Source organism: Paenibacillus sp. MMO-177 (assembly GCF_037147795.1).
Lineage (GTDB): Bacteria > Bacillota > Bacilli > Paenibacillales > Paenibacillaceae > Pristimantibacillus.
In genome coordinates, this window is sequence record NZ_JBBCUR010000010.1 from 26,739 (window position 1) to 51,906 (window position 25,168).

Here is a 25,168-nt window from a genome sequence, read left to right on the forward strand (position 1 = left end):
CCTCCCTTCGTGTACGATTCCCGTTTATTTCACGCCAACGGGCTCTTCTACCGCAGGTGCGGCTTCTACCGGTTCCGTCACTGTCGGCTCGGATGGCTCGACCGAAGGATCCACGGAAGGTTCTTCCGCTGCAGGCACCTCTACAACCGGCTCTTCCGTTACCGCCGCTTCTTCGATCGATGTTTTTAATACCGTATTCTCGTCCACCGAAATTTCAACGTCTCCCGTACCAAACGATTGGAACCAGGAATGAATGGTCGGCAGATCGCTTGTGAACGCCAAGGAAAGCAGAAGCAGCATACGCGCATGCGCCGCATTCAGGTTATCCCCGCCAATCGTTGCGCCTGTACCGCTGTCGTACATCGTACCGGAGCCTGTCCGGGTTGTCGTAACAAACACTACTCCTTTTTGAATGGCTGCCGAACGCGCCTGACTCATCTTCGAAGAGATGCCGCCAGCACCCGTTCCAGCGGTTACAATCCCTTTCGCGCCGTCCTCTACGAATCCGCGGATCGCGCCGCCGCCCGCTTCTTGGTAGCTGTACGCGATTTCGACAATTGGAAGGCTGTCCTTGGAGATGGTTTTCAGATCAAACGGGGTTGCCCATTGTTCCGTGCCTGCTTTGATCGCTCTTGCTGGAGCACGATAAATTCGGACTGCAGGATCATCTACATAACCAAGCGCGCCAAACATCGGGGCATCAAACGTATCCAGACGATGAGCGTTTGTCTTCGTCACTTCACGCGCTGCGTAGATCACGTCGTTAAGCATCAATACGGTACCAAACCATTTCGTTTTATTACTGCTCGCCACTTTGATCGCTTGGTACAGGTTAGCCGGAGCATCCGTTCCGATCACGTCCCAAGGTCTCATCGCACCCGTAACGACTACCGGCTTTTCGCTGCGCACCGTCAGATCAAGGAAATAAGCGATTTCCTCCATCGTATCGGTCCCCGTCGTTACGACTACGCTGTCGTAGTCCGCAAGAGCGGTATCCACTGCAAGGGAGAGATCGTATAAATCCTTTATCGTATAACTGCCGGAGCCTTTATTGCCGAACTGGAAAGTAGATACGTCCGCGGTTTTATGTACCGGCAGCTGCGCCACCATGTCCGCCATCGTATAAGTACCTGCCGCATAGTTCTGAAAGTTTGTTTTGTCGCCGTTTCTCGCCGCTCCCGCAATCGTTCCCCCGGTAGCGATAACAAGAACATTCGGCTTCTCCGAAGCCTCGAATTCAGCCGAGACCGGCGGAATGTTGAACGTTGGAAGCTGCACGGGTTCGGCAGCATTCGCCAAGTTTCTTGAAACAACGATTCCGACCGTCCCTGCCGCCATGGAAAGCAGCAAAAGAAGAACAATAAACCTCTTACCCAACACACCTCTTACAACGTTTGTCATGATTTGTCTTCCTCCCTATTCTATCTATTTATGTCGAACATCTATAAGTCTATTTTATGTCACATATATTAACAAACCTTATTATGACGAAGTTAAGCGTTAACATCAGCATTTATCTAGGTTTTTCTTCATTTTTCCTGTTTACTTGAGAAATTCTAGTAGATTTTATTGTTATATAAACTAACATATTACTAACATAAGTTGAACACGGAGGTATCGAGGCGGACTGGGGATGGAATAACGGGGAAGGAATAACCTTGTAAAAAGGAACTTACTTATATTTCTTTCGTGACCAGAAAAAAAAGTGAAACCTAAGTCCTAAACTATCGTATAATTAACTACGGCTTTCCACGCGTAGAGAGGTGTGTGCCATTTTCATGCTCCAAGACATTGTAGACTTCCTAATGAAATTTGGCCCCTGGGGTTTGTTCGTTCATTCTATGATTGATGCAATCATCTTTCCTATACCGGCCTTATTCCTCCAGGTTCCATTAAGCCTAGTAAATCCGCATGACGCGTTTATGCTGGCTACCGTAGGATATATCGGTTGTTTGATAGGCACCCCTATCGGCTATTTGATCGGCAAATTATTAGGCAACTCCATTCTATACAAAATCCTTAAGAAGGAATGGATCGAATCTGCCACCAACATGTTCCAAAAAAATGGAGACACCGCTGTACTGATCGGTTCTTTTACCCCCATTCCATTCAAAGTATTTACGATTTTATCAGGCGCGCTGAACTTTCCCTTATGGCGCCTTATCATGTACGCGGCAGTAGGCAGAGCGGCAAAGTTTTATCTGGTCGGCGCACTTATTTACTTCTATGGCCAAGCGGCCGAGAAGATGGTTCATAACGCATCGTATTATTTGTTCGCTATCGCCGTCCCGCTGATTGTCTTGTTCCTGTTCTTCCGGAGAAGACACCGCAAGAAGAAAGCCGCCAAAGCAGCGGCGGCTGCGGAAGCGGCTGCGGCTAGTGCCGAAGAAGAAACGGTTCAGGAGCATTCGGCCGTTGCATCCGAAGCCGCAGAGGAATTAACGGAACCGGCAGGGCAAACAGGCGAAGTTTCAAAGGAGACTCGCGAGACCGCCAGCGAACCCCCCATTCCCACCCCAACTCCCGTAAGCAACACCTAAGAGAACATCCAATAAGCCCCTTTCCGGCCGGAAAGGGGCTTATTTAGTTGCACTTCCTTGTTCAGGTCCGCAATTAAACGGCATTTACTGCAAAACTACATGTAAATTCCCCGCAGGCGGAGATAATAGGTCATTAGAATGCAATACTGCAGTTTATTGCCTCCGGTTCACCCGAATTACCCTTCATCCGTCAAAATCACCTGCACTTTTACATTACACTTGCAAAACTCCCTCTCCTACTAGCAAAGGTCCTGCACTTTTGCAGCATAACATTCACTACCAACGATCAATTTCATTAACCCCTTCCTGCAAAAGGCTATATTTCATCACTTTGGACGATTTGCCGTTATCACAGAGCAACGCCTGAAACCTCCCCTGTCCGCACAACGCCTGCAAATGCCGCACCGCCGTCCGATGATTCAACTGCAAATGACACTCAACCTCAGCCGGCCGAACAGATCCCCCATTCTCATGAGCCAGCAAAATAATTTCCCTTCTGATTCGGTTGGACAGATCTTTACTCTTGCCGGATTGGTAACGACTCAACAGAAGTCTTAACAACGTTTGGCAGAGATCCGGCCGCTGAGCAACATCATCGTAAGAAAAAGAAACCACCCTAAAACCAATGCCTTGCATAAAGGTTTCGCGGTTCAACTCCTCCGAGTAACGCTTCCGGTCCATATCCGCGACATGCGGACCAAAGCCCTTAATCTCAAAAACAAATTTCACGTGCCCCGGCAGCCAAGCCATGTCCGCATAATACGGTTTCCCCCGCCAATCGAGAATTTCATATTCCGGATGCAAATCCTCTAATGTCCCCATCAACGGCCACCATACCTGCTGTAAAAACAGCTTCTCCGCATGCTGATGCCCTCTTTCCAACCTTCCTTTACGCTCACCCGTCCTTTTTGCCAAATGTCTCTTCAACCACTCAACATGCGCCGCTTCAAATCCATTCATAACAAATCTCCTCTTGCTATAAAATAAAACGCCCCTCGGAATCATCTGCTGGCAGATGATTCCGAGGGGCGTTCTTCGCCGCTTTATATTACAATTATAAGCCGTATTGCGCGATCTTCACAAGATTGGTAGCGCCGGCTTTGCCTGTTGGCGTACCCGCCGTGATAACAACGTAATCGCCTTTCTCCAGGAGACCCGTGCTGCCGCCGTTTGTTAATGCCGATTCAAAAATATCATCGGTGGAGTTAGGTCGGCCGCCTTTAACCGGGATAACTCCCCACATAACAGCCAGGCGAGGCAGAACCTTCTCATCCGAAGCAACCGCTATAATCGGCGATTTCGGACGGTATTTCGATACCATGCGAGCCGTGAAACCACTCTCCGTTGGCGTTACGATCGCCTTTGCGTTCAGTTCCAGGGACGAGCTTACAACCGCTTGGCTGATTACTTCCGTAATCGTTGTTGGTTGAGCGCCTCTGCGCTGTTGGAACTCGTCGAAGTAATCCATCATGGATTCCGCCTTCACCGCAATCGAAGCCATCATGCTAACCGATTCTACCGGATATTTGCCGGCAGCCGTCTCGCCCGAAAGCATAATCGCGTCCGTGCCTTGAAGGACTGCGTTCGCCACGTCGCTTACTTCCGCGCGGGATGGACGAGGGTTAACCTGCATCGAATCCAGCATTTGCGTCGCAACGATAACCACTTTGCCGGCCGTGTTACATTTCGCGATCATTTCGCGCTGGATCATAGGCACGTCCCAAGCCGGTACTTCAACGCCAAGGTCGCCGCGGGCAACCATGATGCCATCCGAAGCTTCGATGATCGAATCCAGGTTATTAACGCCTTCTTCATTCTCGATCTTCGAGATGATTTGAATATGCCCTGCGCCGCCGTCATGAAGCAGCTCGCGAATTTGCAAAATGTCTTCCGCTCTTCTCACAAAGGAAGGAGCGATGATATCAATCTGCTGCTCGATGCCGAACTGGATATGGCGGATATCGCGTTCCGTTACGCCAGGAAGCGTCGTGCGGATACCCGGCAGGTTGACGCCTTTTCTCGCTTTAATGACGCCGCCGTTCAAAATGACGCACTCGATTTCCGTTCCGTTAACGGATGCCACTTCCAGTTCGATAAGGCCGTCGTCGAGCAAAATTTTATTGCCAGGGTTCACGACTAGCGGCAGCTCCGCATAGTTCACGTGAATACGTTCGCCGTTACCGATAATCTCTTCCGTAGTCAGCGTCAGCTTCTCTCCAACCTTCAGCAAGTAAGAGGCTTCCTCCAGCTTGCCGATCCGGACTTCCGGACCTTTAATATCAAGCAAAATCGCAACAATACTATTCGTAGCCGCAGCAGCTTCGCGAATACGCGCAATACGTGCCGCATGATCCTCCAGCTCTCCGTGTGCCATATTCAAACGGGCAACGTTCATCCCCGCATTAATCATGTCAATTAAAACTTCCGTCGATTCGCATGCCGGTCCCATGGTGCAAACAATTTTTGTCTTGCGCATAATGTCGCTGATTCCTCCTGATTGTACAAGTCTGTATTAGTGGTAAACAAGAATAACCTTATTGTAGCTTGTTTCTTCCCAATCGACTATGAAATATAGTACTCTTATAGAAATATAGTACTCTAAATGATTGGGGATATAGGTGACCATGCTTACGCTGCAGCAAGTCAGACAAGACAGAGGGACCGACTGGTTCGACAACGGCAATCGCCCGGAAGGCGCATCCACGCTCGTATTGTCGAGTTACGGCAAGGTCGTGTACTGGGTTGGGAACGAGAAAATTATTTTAGAAAAAGGCGATCTGTTATACATTCCGGCCTGCCAATCGTATTATGGCAAATGTGTGCCAACCGTGTTCCATGAGAAATATGTCATTGAATTTACCGGGGATACTCCGCCGCTCCCCCTCCTGCAGAACAATCACTGGGTGAAATCGAGAACCGGCGCATACGAACGGATCCTGGAGCGAATCAAAACCATGCATAACGAATGGACGGAGAAGCATTTGTATGCCGATGTGCTTGGCCTTGCCATCTTGTACGAATGCCTGGCCCTCTGGAATCGGGAGCTTGATGAAGGACCGGCTTCATCCGCCGCCCATCAGCAGGTCGAACGGATGAAAAGCTATATCATGAACTACTATCAGCAGAAAATTACGAAAGAGGAGCTTGGCGAGTATATCCGCAAAAGTCCGAATTACGCGGCTACGCTTTTTCGCCGGGTTACCGGACAAACCATCAGCGAATACGTCCATAAAGCGCGGGTAAAAAAAGCGCTCTATTTGCTCGTGGATTCCACTCTTACGGTAGGAGAAATCTCCGAATCCGTCGGCTACCGCGACCTGTCTTACTTCCAGCGAATCTTCAAGCGCGAGACCGGCAAAACGCCAACCGCGTACATGAAGGACCGCCCAAAGCCCCTGTCCTAATCTTCGTGAACAACAGGGGCGAAAAAAAAAACGGCAGGTGCAACATCCCGGCGGGATTCCCGTTTAATAGGGTAAGAAAACAGGTAAGATAAAATAAAATACGCTGAAAATGGAGTGAGGCTTATGTGGCGTCTATTAAGTATTTTGGCCGTCATAACGTTACTTGGAGGATGTTGGGGTCTTCGAGGGAATGATAATTCGCTGTCACCGATGCCCTCAGCATCCCCAACCGCCGAGCCTTCGGTCGAACCTTCGCTTGCGCCTACGCCAATTCCATCTCCGTCTTCGACGCCGGCACCAACGGCCCAAGAAACAGCAAAAGCTATTATTAATGCCCTGAAGCAGCAGGATATAGAGAAGCTGTCCAGCTATATCCATCCCGAGAAAGGGCTATTGTTCTCTCCCTACGGACATATCGAGAAGAAAACCGCCTTAACCTTCAAAGCAGGCGGGCTGCCCGCATGGGATGATCCAAAACTGTATAAATGGGGAAGCTACGACGGTTCGGGCGAACCGATCAGCCTTACTTTCCGGGACTATTTCAAGAAATTCGTATACGATCAAAACTTCGCCGAGGCCGAAAAGGTTGGGCAAAACGAAATACTCGGCCAAGGCAATACGCTGGTCAATATCGGGGACATTTACCCGGACAGCACCTACTTCGATTACTATTTCAGCGGGTTTGACCCGAAGCATAGCGGCATGGATTGGGAGAGCTTGATTCTTGTTCTCGAGCAGCATAACGGCGCTTGGTACGTTTGCGCCATCGTTCACTCCCAATGGACGATATAATCACAAAGGGCGCTCCCCCGTCGCGAAGACGAGAGGAGCGCCCTTTTCTTTGCACGCTATTGATCCGAGGTTTTAACCGACCGGAACAATTCAACGAAACGTTCCGGCGTTACCGGAGGGCTGAACAGATAACCTTGCATCAGATCGCAATTATGCTCTTTAATAATTTGCAGCTCTTCTGCCGTCTCCACGCCTTCCGTCACAACCTTCATATTGAGATTATGGGCAATAACAATGATCGATCTGAAGATCATCTGCTTGCGGATATCCGTCACAATTCCCCGGATAAACGATTTATCCAGCTTCAAATAATGAATCGGAATGTTCTGCAGGTAGCTTAAGGAGGAATAGCCCGTACCGAAATCATCCAGAGACAGCTTTAGCCCCAGCCCTTGCAACTCATGCAAAATTCGCAGCGTATGCTCCGGATTTTCCATAAAGATCGATTCCGTTAATTCCAGTTCGATCTGTTCGGAACGTATGCCTGCTTCCGCAATAATCGACTTGATGCTGGCTACAATATCCTTCTGCTGGAACTGGAGCATGGACATATTTACGCTGACGAGTATCGAATCCAGTCCCATCCGCTCCCACTGCTTTACCTGCCGGCAGGCTGATCTCAGCACCCATTCCCCAAGCAAAATAATAAAGCCCGTCTTCTCGGCAATCGGGATAAATTCGAGCGGGGATACCATGCCAAACTCCGGATGCTTCCAGCGCAGCAGCGCTTCAACTCCATGAATGCGGCCCGTCCCGATTTCCAGCTTCGGCTGATAATGAAGCATGAATTGATTGGATTCAAGCGCTTCGAACATGCTGTTCTCCAAAATCAGTTCTTTGGTCGGTACATCGTTCATCATCGGGGAATACAGCTTGTACGTATTGCGCTGCTTCTTCGCCACATACAGGGCGATATCCGATTCCTTCACCAGACGGTCTCCGGTCTCCGGCGTCCATTCCTGCTGAACGCTCATTCCGATGCTGGCGGTCAGATAGAAGAGTCTTCCCTTCATCTTGATCGGCTCCGCAATAACGCTCAATATCCGCGCCGCAACTGCCGTTGCTTGTCCCAAATAGCTGATTTCGTCCAAAAGCACAACAAACTCGTCGCCGCCAAACCGGAATACCCTGCCGGACTGGCCCGTTGCTTCAACGATCCGGTCGCCGACCTGCTTCAGCAGCATATCCCCCATCGTATAATCAAGGGTCTCATTAATGATTTTGAAACGGTCCAAATCAATATACAGCAAGGCGAATTGACCGTTACTGCCCGTTTTCGTCTCGGCATACCGCGAATAGCCGTAACGGTTGGGGAACCCGGTAACCAAATCGTGCATCGCCTGATGCTGGATCAGATGCTCGGCCTCCTTGCGGAAATCTACCATCCGGTTAAAATGATTAGCCATCGTCTCGAACTCATCGTTCGTCCGGATATCGAGCTTCAGCTTCTCATTGCCGATCGCTACAGCAGAAGTAACTTGAATGACCTTTTTTATATTTTCCAGGACAATTTTCTTAAGCATCAACAACGCCAGCAGCGACATCAGCGCAAGGGTTGCCACAGCAATCAGGATCGAGCTCCATAACGACGAATAATATTGCGTCAGCATATTGCTCTTTGGAATCACCATTTCGAAATGCCAAGTAAAGTCCTGAATCCGAATCGGAATCAGCATCCTCAGCATTTGCCCGTTCGCGTGCCGGTCCGGCGTGTACTGGATGGTGGCGAAGCTCTTCTTATAGTCGTTGATAGAGCCACCGCCCTCCCACATCTCATAAAGCTTCATGACAAGGTCCGGATACGCGCCGTTAGCCAAATAATAATTATTGGACGTAATGATGCTTGCATGGCCGTTGAGCGGTCGGATGCCTTGGATCTTGTCTTGCACCGTCTGGAGCGAAATATCGCCGCCGACAATCCCGAGGAACCGTCCGTCGTCATCCAGGATCGGCAGAATAAACGAAGTGACGATAATCCCCTTGCCGTTCAGATTGTAGGGGTACGGATCAAACAAGGTGAACTTCTTCGATTGTTTCACGACCTGATAAAAGTCGCCGTCTCCATTCATCATGTTGTAATCAACGGTCGGAATTGCTTTAAGACCTTCATTGGTTCGCACGATGTAAGGAACAAAGCGTCCGGTCCCGTCATCGTAGCTGCTCGCCAAACGGTGCCTCGCATCCTCCTTATCAAAGGCATTTGGCTCCCATACCGTATAACAGCCAATCAGATCCGGATTATTGCGGACAACGGTTTCGAGTATATGTACGGCATAAGAGCGATTCTGCACGCCGTCCGACCGCATTTGAAGCAAAGCATCTCTTATGGTGGCAAGAGATGCTAAACTTGTATTAATAGATGTAGTGAATTGGTCGATATATTGTATAGATTGCTTTTGCGCGAGCAGCTCGCCCTTTTCCAGGCTGGTATGATAGAGCTTGGTGAGATAGAAAGAAACGAACAAAGAATAAGACGCCAGCATTAGAACTCCCAATGCAGTAATTAGTTTCTGTGCGATGCTGAGCCTTATTTTCCTCAAAATTCTATCCCCCTTATCTGTCCATAGACCTACTCATGCGTATTTTCCAATTTATGATATGGTTCTAGTATACTTGACAAAATAAGATAAATACAACGGAAAACTAGGAATTAATATGACAAAATAATCAATTCTTCGACAGGATATTGTCGATTTTTGTAACTTATCGGAATTTCTGATAAATAAAGAGGCTGCTCGCTTGTCGAGCAGCCTCTTTGCTTCTAATTCTATAGTCCCGGCTTCGTTCAGCCTTGCTTGACATCCCGCTGCGGCTCTTGCTGCGCACCGCTCTTGTGATGCATCCGGTGAAGCTTATGAAGCTCCTCGCGAAGCTGCTCAGCCGTCTTGCCTTCCGTTGCAATGCCGTTCTCCTTAGCCTTCTGACGCAGATGCTCCAAGACTTTCGCTTTATGCTCCGTCTTGAAAGCCTCCCATTTCGCTTTATCCTTCTGCTTTGCCGCTTCCAGCTCCGTCCTGAGCTGCTCGGCCGTCTTGCCCTCGGTCTTAATGCCGAAATAATCGGCCATATAGCGGAGCCTCTCCATCCGATGTTCTTCCGAGTTTTTGCCAAACTCGCCGTCATGATGATGATGACCGTGCTTAGGACCATCCTCCATCCGGCTATCCTGAGCAGCCGGAGCCTTCTCCTCCGGCTGCGCCGCATAGACTGGAGCCGATAGCAGCAGCATAGTCGCTGCGAATGCGCCGATGATTTTTCTTTTCATGCCTTGCCACACCTTCCTATCCAATTCGTGATGCCGGAGCGTTGATGCCCCTCATGGATTATTTTTCCCAAGCATCGGAATAGATAGACATGACTCTTGTCGCATTGCCAATTATTCTGTCGAATCGCTAGCCTCGCGTTCGAGCTTATGCAGCTCCTCAAGCACGGCCTCCTTCGAGAAATGCTCGCCGATAAAGACGGCTACGTCATTCACTTCGCCTTGCGGAGTGATCCGGATAAAGTCCGTTTCCTTATAAGCATATTGGAACAAGAAGCGGCTGGCCGTATCCCAGAACGATACAATGCCTTTTGCCCGGTATACATGATCCGGCAGCTGCTTCAGAAACGCCTCAAATGCCTCGCTGTCAACAGAACCGTTCATATAATGAGTCATAACCATAACATGCTCATGACTGTGATGATGGTGATGTCCGTCATGCGTATGCCCATTGTCATTATCCGCCTCTTCACTATGTATGCCGGATAGCTGCGGGACATCGTCCGATTGCCGTTCGATAAAGGCCCAGTCCTCCACCTTGCAGCGGACCGTTGTCATCACCGGAGCTACTTCATTTATATCGCGGATTAGCTGCTGCGCCTCTACCAGCTCGTCCGGAGCCAGCTTATCCGACTTGTTCAGGAGCAGTCTTGTCGCAGAGCGGATCTGATCGCGCATCAGCTTAAACGTCTTCCCTTTCCCGCTTCGGCTCCGCTGCAGCAGTTCAGGTCCGTCCACGACGGTAATGACGCTTTGCAGCTCAATACGGCAATACATGGCCGCTTCCGTAACTCCGTCCATAATCTCCATCGGATTCGCCGCACCGGTCGATTCAATCACGATTACATCCGGTTGATGCGTATCTATGAGGGTTTTAATCTCCAGGCTGAGATCGCTTCGGATCGTGCAGCAGATACAGCCGCTCAGCATTTCCGACATCGGGACATTGTCCCCAACCATCTGCCCGTCCAGATTAATGTCGCCTAGTTCATTCATAATAACGGCCGCTTTGAGCCCTTGCGACTGCCAGTGGTCCAGCAAACCGGTTAGAAGCGTGGTTTTGCCGCTGCCAAGAAAACCCGACAGCAAATAAATCGGTATGATCGTTGCGTTCATCGCTGCTCTTCCCTTTCCGTCTGTCATTCCTTTCATTATAACGCTACGGGATCCGGCTGCAACCATGTCAAGCCAAAACGAAAAGAGGCTGCCCCGCTCCACAGGATGGCACGGGCAGCCTCTTTTTATTTAATCGACATTAAAGCCATACGGATCTGATGATGATGACCAGCAGAATGAAGAGGACAAGAATGAATCCAAAAGCACTGCCGCCGCCATATCCGCAACCGGCACCTGCAACAGGACCAACTCCGTAGCTCATTTGTTCATCTCCTTTAACTAATGTACAGTATCCTATGTTTAAAAACCCAATCGGTATAGGCATTCACCGAAATTGTGCGTTTGCTCAATTTTAATGAATGATGCACATTGCCATAGAAACTGAGCATGTACCCCTTTTTTAGCAGGATATTATAGATACTCCCCTAACCGCTCGTTAAAAATGGTCAAATAACGAAGGTCCGTTTCGTCGAAACGGCTGAATGACGGACTGTCGATATCCAGCACGCCAATGATTTGACCGCCGCTGTATAACGGAATAACGAGCTCGGAGTTCGAAGCACTGTCGCAGGCAATATGCCCGGGGAACTGATGGACATCCTCGACCAAAACGGCTTCCTTGCGGGCTACGGCTGTTCCGCATACCCCTTTGCCAACCGCGATCCGCGTGCAGGCCGGCTTCCCTTGGAACGGCCCAAGGACAAGGGTGTCCCCCTCCAGCAAGTAAAAGCCCACCCAATTAATATCATCCAGAAACTGCTGAAGCAGCGCCGAGGCATTCGCCAGATTGGCAATCCGGCTGTTCTCGTCCTCAACCAGTCCCGTTAATTGCTTGATCAGCAACGTATAATTCTCTTCTCTTGTACCCGTATACAAGCTTGCGTTGAACATTTTATATCACTCCTACTCTATCAACCTGACCAACCATCCAAACCAGACTTGATCGTATGAATAGAATATCATATTCCAGCAGCACGAGCGATTAGGGGGATCATTTGGGTGACGAAGAAGAAAGCAGCAGTCGGGAAAAAAACGGGCGCAGCAAAAAAAACGAACACGGAAAGCCATAACGCAGAGACGGAGCTGCTTTATTCTTTGCAGGGAAGCTTTGAAGACGAAGGGCTGGCCCTGGTCAACCAAGCAAGGGAAGCCGCCGGCCTACAGCCCCTCATCAGACTGGAAGCACTTTTTGAGACGGCGGAAGCCAAAGCGCTGGATATGAGGGAAAACCATTATTTCGATCATCTTTCTCCCGCATACGGCACCCCCGGACAAATGCTGACGCAGTTTGGCGTGGAATGGACGGCTTACGGGGAAAATATCGCAGCCGGCCAACGCACACCGGCCGCTGTTATGGAAGCTTGGATGAACAGTCCGGGCCATCGGGCTAATATTTTGTCTCCTAAATTTACGCATCTGGGAGTCGGGTATGCACCCGGGACAATGAACAGCCGCTATCGGACTTATTGGGTACAGGAGTTTGTAAGACTATAGATCTGATTTTCCGTCATTCTCCAACTATATTCCCATTTTCGTCATTATTTTACTAAAGCTTTACTTCTCCTATACATTCTCCTAATAGACGCTCTGTAAGATGCAGTTGAAATCGAGCGATCAAATAGGAGGAGATACAAGAATGAAAAGCAAAGTCTTGAAAACTGCACTGCTTGGAACAGCAGCTGCCGCACTTGTTGTTACCGGTTATACGGGTGTTCAGAGCGGCAATCAGGTTAACGCTGCAAACCAAAAAGCGAAAAACGTTGTTCTCTTCGTCGGCGACGGCATGGGCATCGCGCAGCGTGATGCCATTCGACTCGCTACCGTTGGCGAAAGCGGACAGCTGGCTATGGACTCTATGCCTTCCGTCGGCCTCATTCATACAAGCTCAACAACCGCCATTACGGATTCCGCCGCTTCCGCAACCGCTTATGCGAGTGGCGTAAAAACGTACAACGGCGCCATCGGCATGGATGCAAACAAAAAAAGCGTAAAAACGATTATGGAATATGCAAAGGATAAAGGCATGTCTACCGGTCTTGTTACAACAAGCCAAATTACGGACGCTACGCCCGCGGCTTTCGCTTCCCATGTAGAGGACCGCTCCAAGCAAAGCGATATCGCCCTGCAATATTTGACGAAGTCGAAAGTTGACGTGCTCCTCGGCGGCGGCGAAGACTTCTGGTACCCTGCAGGCAACAAGGGTGCTTTCGACGATGAGACACCAGCCGACCCTTCCGAGAAAAGCAAAGGAACGCAAGGCGACCTGGTGAAAAAAGCGAAGTCGCTTGGTTATACGTACGTAACAAACAAAACGGACATGACAAGAGCAAAAGGCAAGCTGCTTGGTCTGTTCGCCAACGAAGAGATGTTCCAGCAAAAGCCGGAGGGCCAAGGCGATGTCTATAACCCAATCGTCTCCCTGCCTGACATGACGAAAAAAGCGCTGGATACTCTCTCAGCAAACAAAAAAGGCTTCTTCCTTATGGTCGAAGAGGAAGCTACGGACGAAATGGCTCACAACAATAACGCGAAACTCACGATCAAGGCCGGTCAAGAGCTCGACAAAGCCGTAAAAGTGGCGAAGGACTTCGCCAAGCAGCATCCGGATACGCTCGTGCTCGTTCTTGCCGACCACGAGACAGGCGGCTTCTCGGTAGAAGAGGTAGACGATTCGGATGAATCCGGCGACGGCAAAACCATCTCCGGCGAAGACGGCCCGTTTGCGATCGCGGGCTCCAAAATGAGCTTTGTCGTAGACTGGACAACTTCCGGCCATACGGGCGTTGACGTTCCGGTTACGGCAACAGGCGCAGGCTCGGAGCTGTTCACGGGCATTTACGAGAACACCTCCATCTTCAACAAGCTGGCTCAAGCGTTGAATATTACGATCAAGAAGTAGCGGTCCCCCGCTTGATCAAACCCCGCTTTGCAAAAAGAGACTTCGCTTGGCTAATCGCCATACGAAGTCTCTTTTATTATTTCCTATAATCCTTACAACACTTTGCTAAGGAATTCTTTCGTTCTTGGATGCTGCGGATTCGCAAACACTTCCCGAGGCGGTCCCTGCTCGACAATCTGGCCGCCGTCAATAAATAACAGACGGTCCCCTACCTCGCGGGCAAAGCCCATCTCATGGGTAACGATGACCATCGTCATGCCTTCCTTCGCCAGCGACTTCATGACGTCAAGCACCTCGCCGACCATCTCGGGATCGAGTGCCGACGTAGGCTCGTCGAACAGCATCACATGCGGGCGCATCGCAAGCGCGCGCGCAATCGCAACGCGCTGCTTCTGGCCCCCGGACAAGCGGTTCGGGTACGCGTCCCGTTTTTCCTCAAGACCTACGCGGCGCAGAAGCTCAAGGCCGATTTTCTCCGCTTCTTCCTTTGCCACGTTCTGCACCTTGGTCGGAGCAAGCGTAATGTTCTGCAGCACCGTCTTATGCGGGAACAGATTAAACTGCTGGAACACCATGCCCATGCTTTGGCGAAGCTCGTTGATGTTTACGTTGCGGTCCGTAAGGCGCTTGCCTTCGTATTCGATCACGCCGTCCGTAGGCGTCTCGAGCAGGTTCAGGCATCTCAGGAACGTGCTTTTGCCCGAGCCGCTTGGTCCGATGACGACAACAACTTCGCCTTTTGCGATCTCCGCGTCAATGCCGTTCAGAATATTCGCTTTGCCGAATGATTTCTTAAGCCCGGTTACTTTAATCACTTGTTTTCAACCTCCGTTCGCCAATGCCAAGCAGCTTGGACAACGTAAAGATCAAGACGAAATAGATCAGCGCCGAAACAAGCATCGGCTCAATGGAAATATAGGTGGCGCCCCTAATCGCATTTGCCTGGTAAGTCAATTCGGCGTAACCGATAACCGATAATACCGACGACTCTTTTACGACAACGACAAACTCGTTGCCAAGCGCGGGCAATACGTTTTTGAATGCCTGGGGAAGAATAATTTGGCGCATCGCCAAACCTTTCGACATCCCCAAAGAACGGGCGGCTTCCATTTGCCCTTTATCCACTGCCTGGATACCCGCGCGCATAATCTCGGCAATATAAGCGCCGCTGTTCACGGTAAGAGTCAAATAGGCTGCCGTAAAGATTCCGATATCAAAGCCAAGGAAGATCGGAAGTCCGTAATAGAACAAGAACAGCTGAACGAGCAGCGGTGTTCCGCGAATGATTTCAACGTATACCGTTCCAATGAAGCGAAGCAGCCACAGTCCCGACAAACGGAGTAGGGACACGAGAGTGCCAAGCACAAGTCCGCTAAGAACGGCAAGCAGCGATACCTCTAACGTCTTTTTGATGCCTGTCCAGTAATACGAACCATAGTCGTTCAGAAATGAAAAATCCCAATGATACGCTAATTCCATGTTTTATACCCTGCCTTTTGTAAACCTGGTTTATTGCTCCGAGATTTGCGTCATTTCCGATACCCATTGGTCAATCTTCTTGTCCGCAGTCAGATGATCAAGCGTTTTTTGAATCTCCGCCAGAAGGTCCTTCTCGCCTTTGTTAACCGCAACAGCGGATCCGCCGGACTCGTATTCAGGCGAAATGCTTGTCAATGCGAGATCCGAATTCACATTGGCATAGCCTTGCGCAACCGGAAGCTCGGCAATCAGAGCATCAACCTTTTTCGATTTCAGCTCAAGAACAAGATCCGTTGTTTTACCCAGCGATTTCAGCTTCGCGCCTTTAATGCCTTGACCGATTTTCTCTTGCGTGGAACCCATTTGAACGCCAATCGCTTTACCTTCAAGATCGGCCATCGTTGTGAATTTGTCTTTATCCTCAGCGCGTACAAGAACGCCTTGTTTCGCTTCGTAATAAATCTTGGAGAAGTCAACCGCTTTAGCGCGTTCCTTATCCGGCGTCATGCCTGCGATAACGAAATCGATCTTGCCAAGCTTCAGCTCGGCAAGCAGGTTGCCGAAGTCCATATCTTTAATCTCCAGCTTAACGCCGAGATCCTTGGCGATTTCTTTCGCGATCTCAATGTCGAAGCCGACGATTTGATCCTTGCCGTCAACATTCTTGTGGAACTCGTATGGCGCATATTCAGCGCTTGTGCCAAGAACGATTTTGCCGGCTTTCTTAATATCGGCCAGCTTGCCTGTCGCCTCTGCCGCACCGTTATCCGCGGATGCAGCCGGGCTTTCGTTAGAGGAAGAATTATTTGCGTTGTTTTTGCCGCCGCATGCCGCCAGCGTAAACACAACAACTAAAGTAAGCATAAGAACCAAGCTTTTTTTCAACGTCATGTCATTCAACTCCTGATGTCTGTTCATTAGAAAACCAGTTGATTATAATTCATAATCGCGCATAAAGATACAGGTTTTTTCTCCCATAATTTTCAGTTTTTCTAATCCATTGGCCCTACTATGGAAGCATTCCCAAATAACCTCATCCTCACTCGAGGACAGCGAGTACAAGAAGCCAATATACGCCATACTCCTTTTATAGTAGAATTTATAGCTGATTGAACTTGCTTTCCAATTCGATTATGAGGTGCTTGCCATGTCCATCAGTTTCACGTCTTCGATCATTAGCCGGTTAAAACGAGAAATAACGGAAATAGAACGGCAGATTGTTCATGATAAAAGTAAAATAGCCAAAATAAACGCTAAAATCAAACAGCTGCAAAAAGACAAACCTGACGCTTCCTTGCCAGCAGACCAAAGTAAATTGACCCAAATCAAAAAGCTCAGCGCCCAAGCCGTTCAATTAACGGAATCGCAAACGGATCTGGCCAAGCAGTTGTCCGTGAAAAACGCCGAGCTAAGACTTCAATTGGCTAAGGACAAATGAATCTTGAAGGATTTATTGAAGCAAAAAAGGATGTAACCTCTATCAGGTTACATCCCCACAAACAACGATCATGAAACTTAAGCTTCTTCAGAGTTGTTCTTGCCGGACAATAGCAGATTCATAAGAATAGCCGTAATAGACCCGGTTACGATCCCGTTCTGCAGAAGCATCTTCGCAAAATCCGGCAGCTGGTCGAAGATTTGCGGTACCGCCGAGGATCCTAGACCTACGGCAATGCTGCATGCAGCGATAAGCAGATTTCGCTCCTCGCGCAAATTCACTTCGGACAAGATCGAGATACCGGAAGCCGCAACGGAGCCGAACATGACAACCATCGCACCGCCAAGCACCGCATTCGGGATAACCGTCGTGATCGCCGCAAGCTTCGGCAGCAGGCCAAGCACAACCATAATGCCGCCGGCCGCAAAAATCACGTCGCGGGTCTTTACGCGAGTCAGCGTGATCAGACCGACATTTTGCGAGAAGGCCGTATAAGGAAACGCATTAAATAATCCGCCGAGCATGATGGCCGCGCCTTCCGAGCGGAGACCGTTAATGATCTGCTTTTGCTCAACCTTCTGATCCGTCGCTCTTCCGACAGCCAGATAAACGCCCGTGGATTCCACCATACTGACAATATTGACGATAATCATCGTAAACACGGCCGTCAGGCTGAATTGCGGCGTACCGAAGTAGAACGGCTGAACGATGTTGAACCAGGAAGCTTCGTTTACGGGCGCAAAGCTAACGATTCCCATCGCGTATCCGGCGATCGTGCCAACGGCAAGTCCAATCAGCACGGAAATGGACCGCAGGAAGCCTTTGGCGAACCGATTCACGAGCAAAATCACGATAAGCGTGCCAAGCGCCAGCAACAGATTGCGCGGCAATCCGAAGTCATCGCTGCCTTGCCCGCCGGCAACGTTATTCATCGCTACCGGTATCAGTGAAAGTCCAATGATGGTAACGACCGAGCCGGTAACGATTACCGGGAAGAACTTTAACAGCTTTCCGTACAGCGGTGCTGCCAATACGACGAAGAGGCCGGATAATATGATTGCTCCATAAGCCGTAGCCAGATTCGAGGCAGACGCAATCGCTATGATTGGACCAACTGCCGTAAACGTGCAGCCGAGGATAACCGGCAGCCTGCTGCCGAAATATTTGGTGCCCAGCACCTGCAGAATCGTTGCAAGACCGCAAGTGAACAGGTCCGCTGCGATCAGGTAGGCCATCTGCGCCGGGGTCAAGTGAAGTGCGCCTCCAACGATTAACGGAACAACAACGGCGCCTGCGTACATTGCCAAGACATGCTGAAATCCTAATGTAAATGCCCTCTGTTTGCTCAGCATACCCTATACCGTCTCCTTTACGTGCTCTTTGGCCGATTCCTCAAATTCGATTTCCCCTGGCGCCATTCTCGAAATGGTTGCAAGCGACTCCACGCTGACATTCATTTGCTCCAGCAGTCCCCGGCCCTCTTGGAATCCTTTTTCGATCACGCATCCAACGCCGGCAAGTTCAGCCCCGGATTCTCTCACGATCTGAACCAAACCAACCAGGGCTGCGCCCGTCGCGAGAAAATCGTCCACGATCAGGACCTTGTCGCCGGGTCCCAAATAATTTTTCGATACCGTTACCTGATAGGTTTCTTGCTTGGTGAAGGAATGAACGGACGCCGAATACATCTGCTCCGACTGCGTAACCGCTTTTTTCTTCTTGGCGTATACGAACGGAACCTTAAGCGCAATACCCGCAGCCATCGCAAATTGAATGCCGCTTGCTTCGATCGTGAGCACCTTCGTAATGGTCTTGTCCGCAAACCGTGCCGCCAATTCCTTGCCAATCTCCAAGGCAAGCTCCGTGTCTACCTGATGGTTCAGGAAGGAATCCACCTTCAGCACCGTATCGGACAATATTAATCCTTCTTCGCGTATTCGATCTTCCAGCAGTTTCATCTTTTTCGCTCCTCTAGTTGATAAAAAAAGGGACAAGCCATAATTGGCCTGTCCCTACGTTAAACTAATTCGTGCACGCTGAACTACATTCGTCCACTTTCCTACTACTTCCGGTACAGAAGAGTACAGCAAACATAAAATGTAAAAAAGCGATCACTCATAGTCGGATAGTTGCAATGGTTATCCGGTAGAAACTTATGGGCCATATTCCCATGATTATATGAGTCTTTTGAAAAATGCATTTCTAATCATACTAGGAATGAAGGCTAGATTACAAGTGGTATTTTTTTATGATAGGCTATTAGGACAGAACGGTTTCCAGGAGAGGAGTAATCAAATGAATTTTAATCTCGCCGAAGCGATTGAAGTGCTGGAACGCACACCAAAGACCTTACAGATTTTTCTATCCGGATTGTCCGATGGCTGGCTGGCATGCAACGAAGGAGAAGGGACTTGGAATGCGCGGGAAGTTATCGAGCACCTAATTGAAGGGGAGAAAAACAATTGGATTCCGCGTTTGGAATTTATCCTCGCCGAAGGCGAACATGCGCCGTTTCCCTCCTTTGACCGTTATGCTCATTTGAATCAAACCTCTGCCCGGTCAATTGAACAGTCCTTGCGTGAATTTATTGCGATCCGGACCCAAAATACTGCGAGACTTAAGGAATTGGTGAAGGATGAATCCAAGCTTGAACAGACCGGTTCGCATCCTGCATTCGGCGTCGTAAAAGTGCGGGAGTTAATCGCTACCTGGGCTGTGCATGATATGACGCATATCGCTCAAATCGTCAGAGTTATAGCCAACCGTTATATTACGGACGTGGGACCGTGGCATGAATACTTGGGCATTCTTAATAAGAAATGATAAAGAGGCTGCAAACGAGCTGTATCAGCTCATTTGCAGCCTCTTTTGTTAGATGACTGAATTTCCGCATTGGACGTACTCTGTCCGATCGGCGATTTAATTTACCGCTAAGGCGCGGCCCTTCCTCATCGAATTGCTTCGATAAGGAATTAAATCACATCATGCCGCCCATGCTTCTGGGCGGTTTTTTATGTTCCAACTATTCCATATAGTCCATTCTTACATGAGGATCGGTTCGTACATTCCATTAAAAATCATATTGTTTTATTGATTATGTGGGAAAATGTGTGGGGACTAGCCCCATTCACGTACTTTGTCGGTAGCGTTTGTGCGTAAGCCACGAACCGCCCATCTTCCGTCATAGGAAGCGAGCGGCGACAGTACGCCAGCCGAAAGTTTGACGCAAGAAAGCGAGCCGGATGGAAGAACCGCGGCTCGCTTCTTGCAGCATCGCTGCCGATTTATTCGACAATCAAAGTTCCCGTCATCTTCGTATGACCCGAACCGCAAACCACGGAACAGTGATACTCGAACTTGCCCGCTTTGTCTGCCGTGAACTCGGCGCTGCCATTCCCGTTAATGGTTACATTATAATCCGGAATGGTAAAGCCGTGGCCTCCGTCATCGCTTTCCAACGTAATCTTTACTTTATCGCCCTTTTTTACGTGAATTTCTTTCTGATCATACTCGAAGTCCTTCGCCATCAACTTGATCTCTACGGCCTGTCCGGCAGAAGCCGAACTTGTGGGTGACGCCATCGATGTGGCGGATGGCGAAGCTTCCTTGCCTTGATTCGTTGAAGACCCGCAAGCGCTCATGACGACAACGGTTGCTGCTAAGGAAGCCGTTAACAAAATCCATTTCGTTTTCATAATCTCACTCCTATTGGGAATCTATATTCTTACGACCGGAACTAAGCATAACAAGTAATTATTTAAAGTTTCTTAAAAAATAATGACCCTCATAATAAATCGCCTCGCATGCGACGAAAGGTGTGATCGAGATGACGTATGGATTGACCCGTCCCCTTTACCCTACTGCCGGACTATTGGGGACCGTTACTAACGCAAGTCTTGTCATCGTAGCGGGGGTAGCGGAGATCGCATAAAGGGCTCTTGCGATGGGACTTGGCGGATATCTAGCCGCACGTACGGAACATCTTTCGAGCAGGTGTATGATGTACTGAATGCCTTCTCTAAGGTAATAACGGAAGCCGAACCCGAGCAGCAGAAGGATTTGCTGCACACGATTGCTGTAAACCAGAAGGGAGGGAAAATGAAAGAGCAGCTAATCGAGCAAGCGAGAAAGCCAATGACAATTAAAGGGAAATAGACCGTAGCTTCTTTTGATAATTGGAACTTGCTTTTGTTACGTTGTGATTAAAAGAATAAACCGCCCAAAGTCCAATAAGGATTTTGGGCGGTTTACTTCTGCCTAGCCGTATACGTTCACCGTCTGCCAATCTTTAACGCGGTACACAAACACTTGCCGCTGTGTTGTTCAACTATCGTTCCTCATTAGCGTAAACAATCAATGGAAACTAACCTAAATCTATGATACCTAATAAGGATTTACTTAATGGCTTTACCTCATCTACTGTCCCACCCTGCCTATGCGATTTCCACTTTTATCGTAATACGTTACTGTTATCGGTTCTGGCATTAATTCATTTTAAATGGGTTATATCCACCGTCTCCGTACCACTCATGAATCCTGTATTTTTCACTTCGAACAAACCAGTTTTTATAGTCGTAGTAATACACATCCACATCCAAAAACGCACTTACTTCTGCAAGCATTTTTGTGCCATCCCGCTCAACCATCTGCTCCTCGATACTGGCAGTATAAAATAGTGAAATGAAACACCCAAAAAAAAATCCAAAGCCAACAGCTGCCAACAGTACTATCGTCCCGACTGTATGAATCAACACAGCGAACCTTTTCTTGTACATTTGTAGACAAGCAATAAGTCCACAAGAAAATACGGCAACCAAAAGTAGCAACAGGAAAAAGCCTACCGATATGACCCAATGACGATAAGTAAGTCGGAAAGCACCCAGTATTAATGATGAAGCTATTGCGAAGAAAATAACGGCGGCTATTAACAGTAAGGTTATAAGTGTGAACTTAACCCTCCCATTTTGCTTTTTAAACCCGTTGATTGGAACAATAAGTGTTGCTATATTGCCTTTACCACCTTTCATACGACATTGCCTTTGGAGGTCTGCTTCGAGCGGGTATCGGTCTATCCAAACAGTATTATTAAACAAACAAAAAAGCAGAATATCCTAGATATACTTCCAGTATTTAGACGTATTTCAGTGGAGTTTGTTGCGTTATCCTGCCCGTTTAATGAAGGCTTGTCTGTCTTTATTTTACTTCAAAAATAAACGACAAGAAAATACGTTCAAATGAAAAAGAACCTTGATTTATCAAGGCTCTAAATCGGGATTATTATGTCGTTTTACTTTTGTTCATAAATAGAGGACAAATTCATGAGTATACGTAGTTCTGCAGAATATGTGATTTTTTTGTGATGTTAATAAAAAAAGGGCTCCCTAAGGAGCCCCTAAACCTTGATAATACAAGGTGTTTTTAAACCTCTTACATCATGCCGCCCATACCGCCCATGCCGCCCATGTCAGGCATGCCTGGTTTGTCTTTCTCAGGTTTGTCAGCAACAACTGCTTCTGTAGTCAGGAACATAGCCGCTACGGAAGCTGCGTTTTGCAAAGCGGAACGAGTTACTTTCGCAGGGTCAACGATACCCGCTTCGAACATGTTTACCCATTCGCCGGTTGCGGCATTGTAACCAACGCCTACTTTTTCGTTTTTCAGACGCTCAACGATAACGGAACCTTCTTGGCCAGCGTTCGCAGCGATTGTGCGAAGCGGCTCTTCGAGGGAGCGCAATACGATGTTAACGCCAGTTTGCTCGTCGCCGCCAATTTGAATAGCTGCAACAGCTTTGTATACGTTGATCAGAGCTGTACCACCGCCGGATACGATACCTTCTTCAACCGCTGCGCGAGTCGAGTTCAGGGCGTCTTCGATGCGGAGCTTGCGCTCTTTCAGTTCTGTTTCGGTAGCCGCGCCGACTTTGATTACCGCTACGCCGCCAGCCAGTTTAGCGAGGCGCTCTTGCAGCTTCTCACGGTCGAACTCGGAAGTTGTTTCTTCCAGTTGAACGCGGATTTGGTTAACGCGAGCTTGGATGTCGTCAGGGTTGCCGCTGCCGTCAACGATGATCGTGTTTTCTTTTGTAATGCGAACTTGGCGAGCGGAACCGAGTTGGTCCACAGTAGCCGATTTCAGCTCAAGGCCGAGTTCTTCCGTAACCACTTGCGCGCCAGTCAGGGCAGCGATATCGGCCAGCATTGCTTTGCGGCGGTCGCCGAAGCCTGGAGCTTTAACGCCTACGCAAGTGAATGTGCCGCGCAGTTTGTTCAATACGAGCGTAGCTTGCGCTTCGCCTTCGATGTCTTCCGCGATGATCAGGAGCTGTTTGCCGGATTGAACGACTTTCTCCAGAACAGGCAGGATTTCTTGAATGTTCGAGATCTTTTTATCCGTGATCAGAATGTATGGATTGTCGAGAACAGCTTCCATTTTATCTGTATCCGTGATCATGTATGGGGAAACGTATCCGCGGTCGAATTGCATACCTTCAACCACTTCAAGCTCCGTTACGAAGCCTTTCGATTCTTCCACGGTGATAACGCCGTCGTTGCCCACTTTTTCCATTGCTTCCGCAATCAGTTGGCCTACTTCGTCGTCAGCAGCGGAGATCGAAGCCACTTGCGCGATCGATTGTTTGCCTTCGATTGGTTTAGCAATTGCTTTCAGCTCTTCTACAGCAGCTTTAACCGCTTTTTCGATACCTTTGCGGATAACCATAGGGTTAGCGCCAGCCGTAACGTTTTTCAAGCCTTCGCGGATCATCGCTTGAGCCAGAACGGTTGCCGTTGTTGTACCGTCGCCGGCAACGTCGTTTGTTTTAGTCGCTACTTCTTTAACCAGTTGAGCACCCATGTTCTCGAATGCATCTTCCAGCTCGATTTCCTTCGCGATGGAAACGCCGTCGTTTGTGATGAGCGGGCTGCCGAATTTCTTCTCCAGCACCACGTTGCGGCCTTTAGGACCAAGCGTTACTTTAACTGCGTTTGCAAGTTGATCAACACCGCGCAGCATTGCGCGGCGAGCGTCTTCGCTAAATTTAATTTCTTTTGCCATTATCGGTAACCTCCCAAATTGTATAATAAGTATCTTCTGTCTTGCCCTCTATGTTAGAAAACGGGCTTATCCAAAGATCGCGTGAATGTCGCTTTCCTTCATAATCAAATACTCTTTGCCTTCGTATTTGATTTCTGTTCCCGCATATTTCGAGAAAAGGACGCGGTCGCCAACTTGAACTTCAAGCGCAACGCGAACGCCGTCTTTCAGCGTGCCGCTGCCAACTGCCACCACTTTGCCTTCTTGCGGCTTTTCTTTAGCCGTATCCGGCAGAACGATGCCGCTTGCAGTCGTTTCTTCTTTTGCGATCGGTTCGATCAATACGCGTTCACCTAAAGGTCTGATCATTGAAAATAGCCTCCTTAAAAATTTTGTCGCTTATTGTTTTAAATTAGCACTCATAAGCTTTAAGTGCTAACAACCATTTTTATCATACTCATTTTTGGATCCAATTTCAAGTGTCTTCAATCATTTTTGCAGTTAATTAACATCCTGCCGGAAGGCACCTTCACCATTATAGCCCTAGCTAAAAAACGGCATACGCAATTCATGCGCGTGCCGTCTAAGTTTACAGCTTGGCCTGCAAGCCGTTCATTATAAAATGGGTAAGTTCTTCTATTGTATATTCCAGCGTATGCGGCTCTTCGATCCGGATCGACTGCCAGTATTCGGAATAGCGGTTAAGCAGCAATACGCCCGCTATTGAATACAAGGTTAGATCGACCGAGCGGAACTGAAAGCTTCCCTGCTCGCGTCCCGCCTCCAGCCATTTGCGCAGCGTCTGCCATAGCGGCATCACGTAATAACGAATTTTGTCGATCCGTGATGTATTGAGCAGGATTTCATGCTGGATAATTTGAACAAGCTCGGGGTCGTTGTAGCGGAACTTCGTTACCTCGGAAACGATAAGCTTTACGCCCTCTACAGGCGGCAGGTTCTTGTCGACCTCGGCAAACTGGCTGCTCGGAAAATAAGCGTCAAACAGTGCCGCAAACATATTTTCTTTCCCGCCAAAATGATACGAAATGAGAGCGACGTTAGCCCCGCCCGCTTCCTCGCATATTTGCCTTACCGTTGTCCCGTCAAAGCCCTGGCTGGCGAACAGCTTCCTTGCCGCAAGCAGGATGCGGGACTTCACATCGCTCTCATTCGTTGTCATTGTCTTATCCTCCAAACCTATCT

27 protein-coding genes and 1 riboswitch are annotated in these 25,168 nt (G+C 48.9%); of the genes, 9 read left to right on the forward strand and 18 right to left on the reverse strand.

Going from position 1 to position 25,168, the window contains the following annotated elements; translation table 11 throughout:
• Positions 1-24: 24 nt before the first annotated feature.
• On the reverse strand, positions 25-1,401 hold the full coding sequence (locus WFK81_RS24585) for an asparaginase (protein WP_336789279.1): 1,377 nt from the start codon (positions 1,399-1,401) through the stop codon (positions 25-27).
• Between the two features lie 440 nt (positions 1,402-1,841).
• On the opposite strand from WFK81_RS24585, the gene WFK81_RS24590 reads away from it, so the two are divergent.
• The gene (locus tag WFK81_RS24590) at positions 1,842-2,540 is read left to right on the forward strand and encodes a YqaA family protein (RefSeq protein WP_442956095.1); all 699 of its coding nucleotides are present in this window, start codon (positions 1,842-1,844) and stop codon (positions 2,538-2,540) included.
• 276 nt (positions 2,541-2,816) lie between these two features.
• Here WFK81_RS24590 and WFK81_RS24595 read toward each other — a convergent pair whose 3' ends face one another.
• Complete coding sequence (locus WFK81_RS24595) at positions 2,817-3,500, reverse strand: hypothetical protein (RefSeq protein WP_336789282.1); 684 nt, start codon at positions 3,498-3,500, stop codon at positions 2,817-2,819.
• Between the two features lie 94 nt (positions 3,501-3,594).
• Positions 3,595-5,016: a pyruvate kinase gene (gene pyk, locus WFK81_RS24600; protein ID WP_336789284.1), complete on the reverse strand. Its 1,422-nt coding sequence runs from the start codon at positions 5,014-5,016 to the stop codon at positions 3,595-3,597.
• A gap of 148 nt (positions 5,017-5,164) precedes the next feature.
• Between pyk and WFK81_RS24605 the strand changes: the two genes are divergently transcribed.
• Positions 5,165-5,944, forward strand: a complete 780-nt coding sequence (locus WFK81_RS24605) for a helix-turn-helix domain-containing protein (protein ID WP_336789479.1) — start codon at positions 5,165-5,167, stop codon at positions 5,942-5,944.
• A 210-nt stretch (positions 5,945-6,154) separates the two neighbouring features.
• Positions 6,155-6,736: a PT domain-containing protein gene (locus WFK81_RS24610; protein WP_336789286.1), complete on the forward strand. Its 582-nt coding sequence runs from the start codon at positions 6,155-6,157 to the stop codon at positions 6,734-6,736.
• Between the two features lie 56 nt (positions 6,737-6,792).
• Here WFK81_RS24610 and WFK81_RS24615 read toward each other — a convergent pair whose 3' ends face one another.
• From WFK81_RS24615 to WFK81_RS24625, 3 genes are all read right to left on the reverse strand, one after another.
• The gene (locus WFK81_RS24615; protein WP_336789288.1) at positions 6,793-9,276 is read right to left on the reverse strand and encodes an EAL domain-containing protein; all 2,484 of its coding nucleotides are present in this window, start codon (positions 9,274-9,276) and stop codon (positions 6,793-6,795) included.
• A 245-nt stretch (positions 9,277-9,521) separates the two neighbouring features.
• Entirely contained in the window at positions 9,522-10,001 is a 480-nt protein-coding gene (locus tag WFK81_RS24620) for a hypothetical protein (RefSeq protein ID WP_336789290.1), read from the reverse strand.
• A gap of 111 nt (positions 10,002-10,112) precedes the next feature.
• Complete coding sequence (locus WFK81_RS24625; protein WP_336789481.1) at positions 10,113-11,114, reverse strand: CobW family GTP-binding protein; 1,002 nt, start codon at positions 11,112-11,114, stop codon at positions 10,113-10,115.
• Here WFK81_RS24625 and WFK81_RS31015 point away from each other — a divergent pair.
• A complete protein-coding gene (locus tag WFK81_RS31015; protein ID WP_442956098.1) occupies positions 11,088-11,273 on the forward strand; it encodes a PAN domain-containing protein in 186 nt (61 codons plus the stop codon). The genes WFK81_RS24625 and WFK81_RS31015 overlap by 27 nt on opposite strands.
• Here WFK81_RS31015 and yjcZ read toward each other — a convergent pair.
• Both yjcZ and WFK81_RS24635 read right to left on the reverse strand, forming a co-directional pair.
• Entirely contained in the window at positions 11,254-11,376 is a 123-nt protein-coding gene (yjcZ, locus tag WFK81_RS24630) for a sporulation protein YjcZ (RefSeq protein WP_015842688.1), read from the reverse strand. The genes WFK81_RS31015 and yjcZ overlap by 20 nt on opposite strands.
• 149 nt (positions 11,377-11,525) lie before the next feature.
• On the reverse strand, positions 11,526-12,005 hold the full coding sequence (locus WFK81_RS24635) for a GAF domain-containing protein (protein WP_336789291.1): 480 nt from the start codon (positions 12,003-12,005) through the stop codon (positions 11,526-11,528).
• 108 nt (positions 12,006-12,113) lie between these two features.
• Between WFK81_RS24635 and WFK81_RS24640 the strand changes: the two genes are divergently transcribed.
• The gene (locus tag WFK81_RS24640; protein WP_336789293.1) at positions 12,114-12,608 is read left to right on the forward strand and encodes a CAP domain-containing protein; all 495 of its coding nucleotides are present in this window, start codon (positions 12,114-12,116) and stop codon (positions 12,606-12,608) included.
• A gap of 142 nt (positions 12,609-12,750) precedes the next feature.
• Complete coding sequence (locus WFK81_RS24645) at positions 12,751-14,013, forward strand: alkaline phosphatase (RefSeq protein ID WP_336789295.1); 1,263 nt, start codon at positions 12,751-12,753, stop codon at positions 14,011-14,013.
• A 92-nt stretch (positions 14,014-14,105) separates the two neighbouring features.
• Here WFK81_RS24645 and WFK81_RS24650 read toward each other — a convergent pair whose 3' ends face one another.
• Genes WFK81_RS24650 through WFK81_RS24660 form a run of 3 tightly spaced genes read right to left on the reverse strand, consistent with a single transcriptional unit; the run spans position 14,106 to position 16,383 of the window.
• Positions 14,106-14,828 (reverse strand): amino acid ABC transporter ATP-binding protein, encoded by a 723-nt coding sequence (locus tag WFK81_RS24650; protein ID WP_336789296.1) that lies wholly within the window; start codon positions 14,826-14,828, stop codon positions 14,106-14,108.
• A complete protein-coding gene (locus WFK81_RS24655; protein ID WP_336789298.1) occupies positions 14,821-15,492 on the reverse strand; it encodes an amino acid ABC transporter permease in 672 nt (223 codons plus the stop codon). Before WFK81_RS24655 ends, WFK81_RS24650 begins: the two co-directional genes overlap by 8 nt.
• Positions 15,493-15,522: 30 nt before the next feature.
• Positions 15,523-16,383, reverse strand: a complete 861-nt coding sequence (locus WFK81_RS24660) for an ABC transporter substrate-binding protein (RefSeq protein WP_336789300.1) — start codon at positions 16,381-16,383, stop codon at positions 15,523-15,525.
• Between the two features lie 256 nt (positions 16,384-16,639).
• Between WFK81_RS24660 and WFK81_RS24665 the strand changes: the two genes are divergently transcribed.
• Positions 16,640-16,930, forward strand: a complete 291-nt coding sequence (locus WFK81_RS24665; RefSeq protein WP_336789302.1) for a hypothetical protein — start codon at positions 16,640-16,642, stop codon at positions 16,928-16,930.
• Positions 16,931-17,007: 77 nt separating this feature from the next.
• Here WFK81_RS24665 and WFK81_RS24670 read toward each other — a convergent pair whose 3' ends face one another.
• Positions 17,008-18,282 (reverse strand): nucleobase:cation symporter-2 family protein, encoded by a 1,275-nt coding sequence (locus tag WFK81_RS24670; protein WP_336789304.1) that lies wholly within the window; start codon positions 18,280-18,282, stop codon positions 17,008-17,010.
• Between the two features lie 3 nt (positions 18,283-18,285).
• On the reverse strand, positions 18,286-18,888 hold the full coding sequence (locus tag WFK81_RS24675; protein WP_336789306.1) for a xanthine phosphoribosyltransferase: 603 nt from the start codon (positions 18,886-18,888) through the stop codon (positions 18,286-18,288).
• 140 nt (positions 18,889-19,028) lie between these two features.
• Positions 19,029-19,132: riboswitch (purine riboswitch) on the reverse strand.
• A gap of 93 nt (positions 19,133-19,225) precedes the next feature.
• On the opposite strand from WFK81_RS24675, the gene WFK81_RS24680 reads away from it, so the two are divergent.
• On the forward strand, positions 19,226-19,753 hold the full coding sequence (locus WFK81_RS24680) for a DinB family protein (RefSeq protein ID WP_336789308.1): 528 nt from the start codon (positions 19,226-19,228) through the stop codon (positions 19,751-19,753).
• Between the two features lie 461 nt (positions 19,754-20,214).
• Here the strand turns inward: WFK81_RS24680 and WFK81_RS24685 are convergent, their stop codons facing one another.
• Positions 20,215-20,625, reverse strand: coding sequence for a cupredoxin domain-containing protein (locus WFK81_RS24685; RefSeq protein ID WP_336789310.1), 411 nt, complete (start codon positions 20,623-20,625; stop codon positions 20,215-20,217).
• Positions 20,626-20,923: 298 nt separating this feature from the next.
• On the opposite strand from WFK81_RS24685, the gene WFK81_RS24690 reads away from it, so the two are divergent.
• Complete coding sequence (locus tag WFK81_RS24690) at positions 20,924-21,085, forward strand: hypothetical protein (RefSeq protein ID WP_336789312.1); 162 nt, start codon at positions 20,924-20,926, stop codon at positions 21,083-21,085.
• Positions 21,086-21,414: 329 nt separating this feature from the next.
• Here the strand turns inward: WFK81_RS24690 and WFK81_RS24695 are convergent, their stop codons facing one another.
• The 4 genes from WFK81_RS24695 to WFK81_RS24710 form a co-directional block, all read right to left on the reverse strand.
• A complete protein-coding gene (locus WFK81_RS24695) occupies positions 21,415-21,957 on the reverse strand; it encodes a hypothetical protein (protein ID WP_336789314.1) in 543 nt (180 codons plus the stop codon).
• A 400-nt stretch (positions 21,958-22,357) separates the two neighbouring features.
• Entirely contained in the window at positions 22,358-23,986 is a 1,629-nt protein-coding gene (groL, locus tag WFK81_RS24700; RefSeq protein WP_336789316.1) for a chaperonin GroEL, read from the reverse strand.
• A gap of 66 nt (positions 23,987-24,052) precedes the next feature.
• Positions 24,053-24,334, reverse strand: a complete 282-nt coding sequence (groES, locus tag WFK81_RS24705) for a co-chaperone GroES (RefSeq protein WP_132313193.1) — start codon at positions 24,332-24,334, stop codon at positions 24,053-24,055.
• Between the two features lie 220 nt (positions 24,335-24,554).
• Positions 24,555-25,145 carry a TetR family transcriptional regulator gene (locus tag WFK81_RS24710; protein ID WP_336789318.1) on the reverse strand — a complete coding sequence of 197 codons (591 nt, stop codon included), beginning with the start codon at positions 25,143-25,145 and terminating at the stop codon, positions 24,555-24,557.
• Positions 25,146-25,168: the final 23 nt, after the last annotated feature.

Bases quoted from the DNA above. Each gene is read 5' to 3' on its own strand.
- WFK81_RS24585 (WP_336789279.1), bottom strand. From the start codon at position 1,401: ATGACAAACGTTGTAAGAGGTGTGTTGGGTAAGAGGTTTATTGTTCTT.
- WFK81_RS24590 (WP_442956095.1), top strand. From the start codon at position 1,842: ATGATTGATGCAATCATCTTTCCTATACCGGCCTTATTCCTCCAGGTT.
- WFK81_RS24595 (WP_336789282.1), bottom strand. From the start codon at position 3,500: ATGAATGGATTTGAAGCGGCGCATGTTGAGTGGTTGAAGAGACATTTG.
- pyk (WP_336789284.1), bottom strand. From the start codon at position 5,016: ATGCGCAAGACAAAAATTGTTTGCACCATGGGACCGGCATGCGAATCG.
- WFK81_RS24605 (WP_336789479.1), top strand. From the start codon at position 5,165: ATGCTTACGCTGCAGCAAGTCAGACAAGACAGAGGGACCGACTGGTTC.
- WFK81_RS24610 (WP_336789286.1), top strand. From the start codon at position 6,155: ATGCCCTCAGCATCCCCAACCGCCGAGCCTTCGGTCGAACCTTCGCTT.
- WFK81_RS24620 (WP_336789290.1), bottom strand. From the start codon at position 10,001: ATGAAAAGAAAAATCATCGGCGCATTCGCAGCGACTATGCTGCTGCTA.
- WFK81_RS24625 (WP_336789481.1), bottom strand. From the start codon at position 11,114: ATGAACGCAACGATCATACCGATTTATTTGCTGTCGGGTTTTCTTGGC.
- yjcZ (WP_015842688.1), bottom strand. From the start codon at position 11,376: ATGAGCTACGGAGTTGGTCCTGTTGCAGGTGCCGGTTGCGGATATGGC.
- WFK81_RS24635 (WP_336789291.1), bottom strand. From the start codon at position 12,005: ATGTTCAACGCAAGCTTGTATACGGGTACAAGAGAAGAGAATTATACG.
- WFK81_RS24645 (WP_336789295.1), top strand. From the start codon at position 12,751: ATGAAAAGCAAAGTCTTGAAAACTGCACTGCTTGGAACAGCAGCTGCC.
- WFK81_RS24655 (WP_336789298.1), bottom strand. From the start codon at position 15,492: ATGGAATTAGCGTATCATTGGGATTTTTCATTTCTGAACGACTATGGT.
- WFK81_RS24660 (WP_336789300.1), bottom strand. From the start codon at position 16,383: ATGACGTTGAAAAAAAGCTTGGTTCTTATGCTTACTTTAGTTGTTGTG.
- WFK81_RS24665 (WP_336789302.1), top strand. From the start codon at position 16,640: ATGTCCATCAGTTTCACGTCTTCGATCATTAGCCGGTTAAAACGAGAA.
- WFK81_RS24670 (WP_336789304.1), bottom strand. From the start codon at position 18,282: ATGCTGAGCAAACAGAGGGCATTTACATTAGGATTTCAGCATGTCTTG.
- WFK81_RS24675 (WP_336789306.1), bottom strand. From the start codon at position 18,888: ATGAAACTGCTGGAAGATCGAATACGCGAAGAAGGATTAATATTGTCC.
- WFK81_RS24680 (WP_336789308.1), top strand. From the start codon at position 19,226: ATGAATTTTAATCTCGCCGAAGCGATTGAAGTGCTGGAACGCACACCA.
- WFK81_RS24685 (WP_336789310.1), bottom strand. From the start codon at position 20,625: ATGAAAACGAAATGGATTTTGTTAACGGCTTCCTTAGCAGCAACCGTT.
- WFK81_RS24695 (WP_336789314.1), bottom strand. From the start codon at position 21,957: ATGAAAGGTGGTAAAGGCAATATAGCAACACTTATTGTTCCAATCAAC.
- groL (WP_336789316.1), bottom strand. From the start codon at position 23,986: ATGGCAAAAGAAATTAAATTTAGCGAAGACGCTCGCCGCGCAATGCTG.
- groES (WP_132313193.1), bottom strand. From the start codon at position 24,334: ATGATCAGACCTTTAGGTGAACGCGTATTGATCGAACCGATCGCAAAA.
- WFK81_RS24710 (WP_336789318.1), bottom strand. From the start codon at position 25,145: ATGACAACGAATGAGAGCGATGTGAAGTCCCGCATCCTGCTTGCGGCA.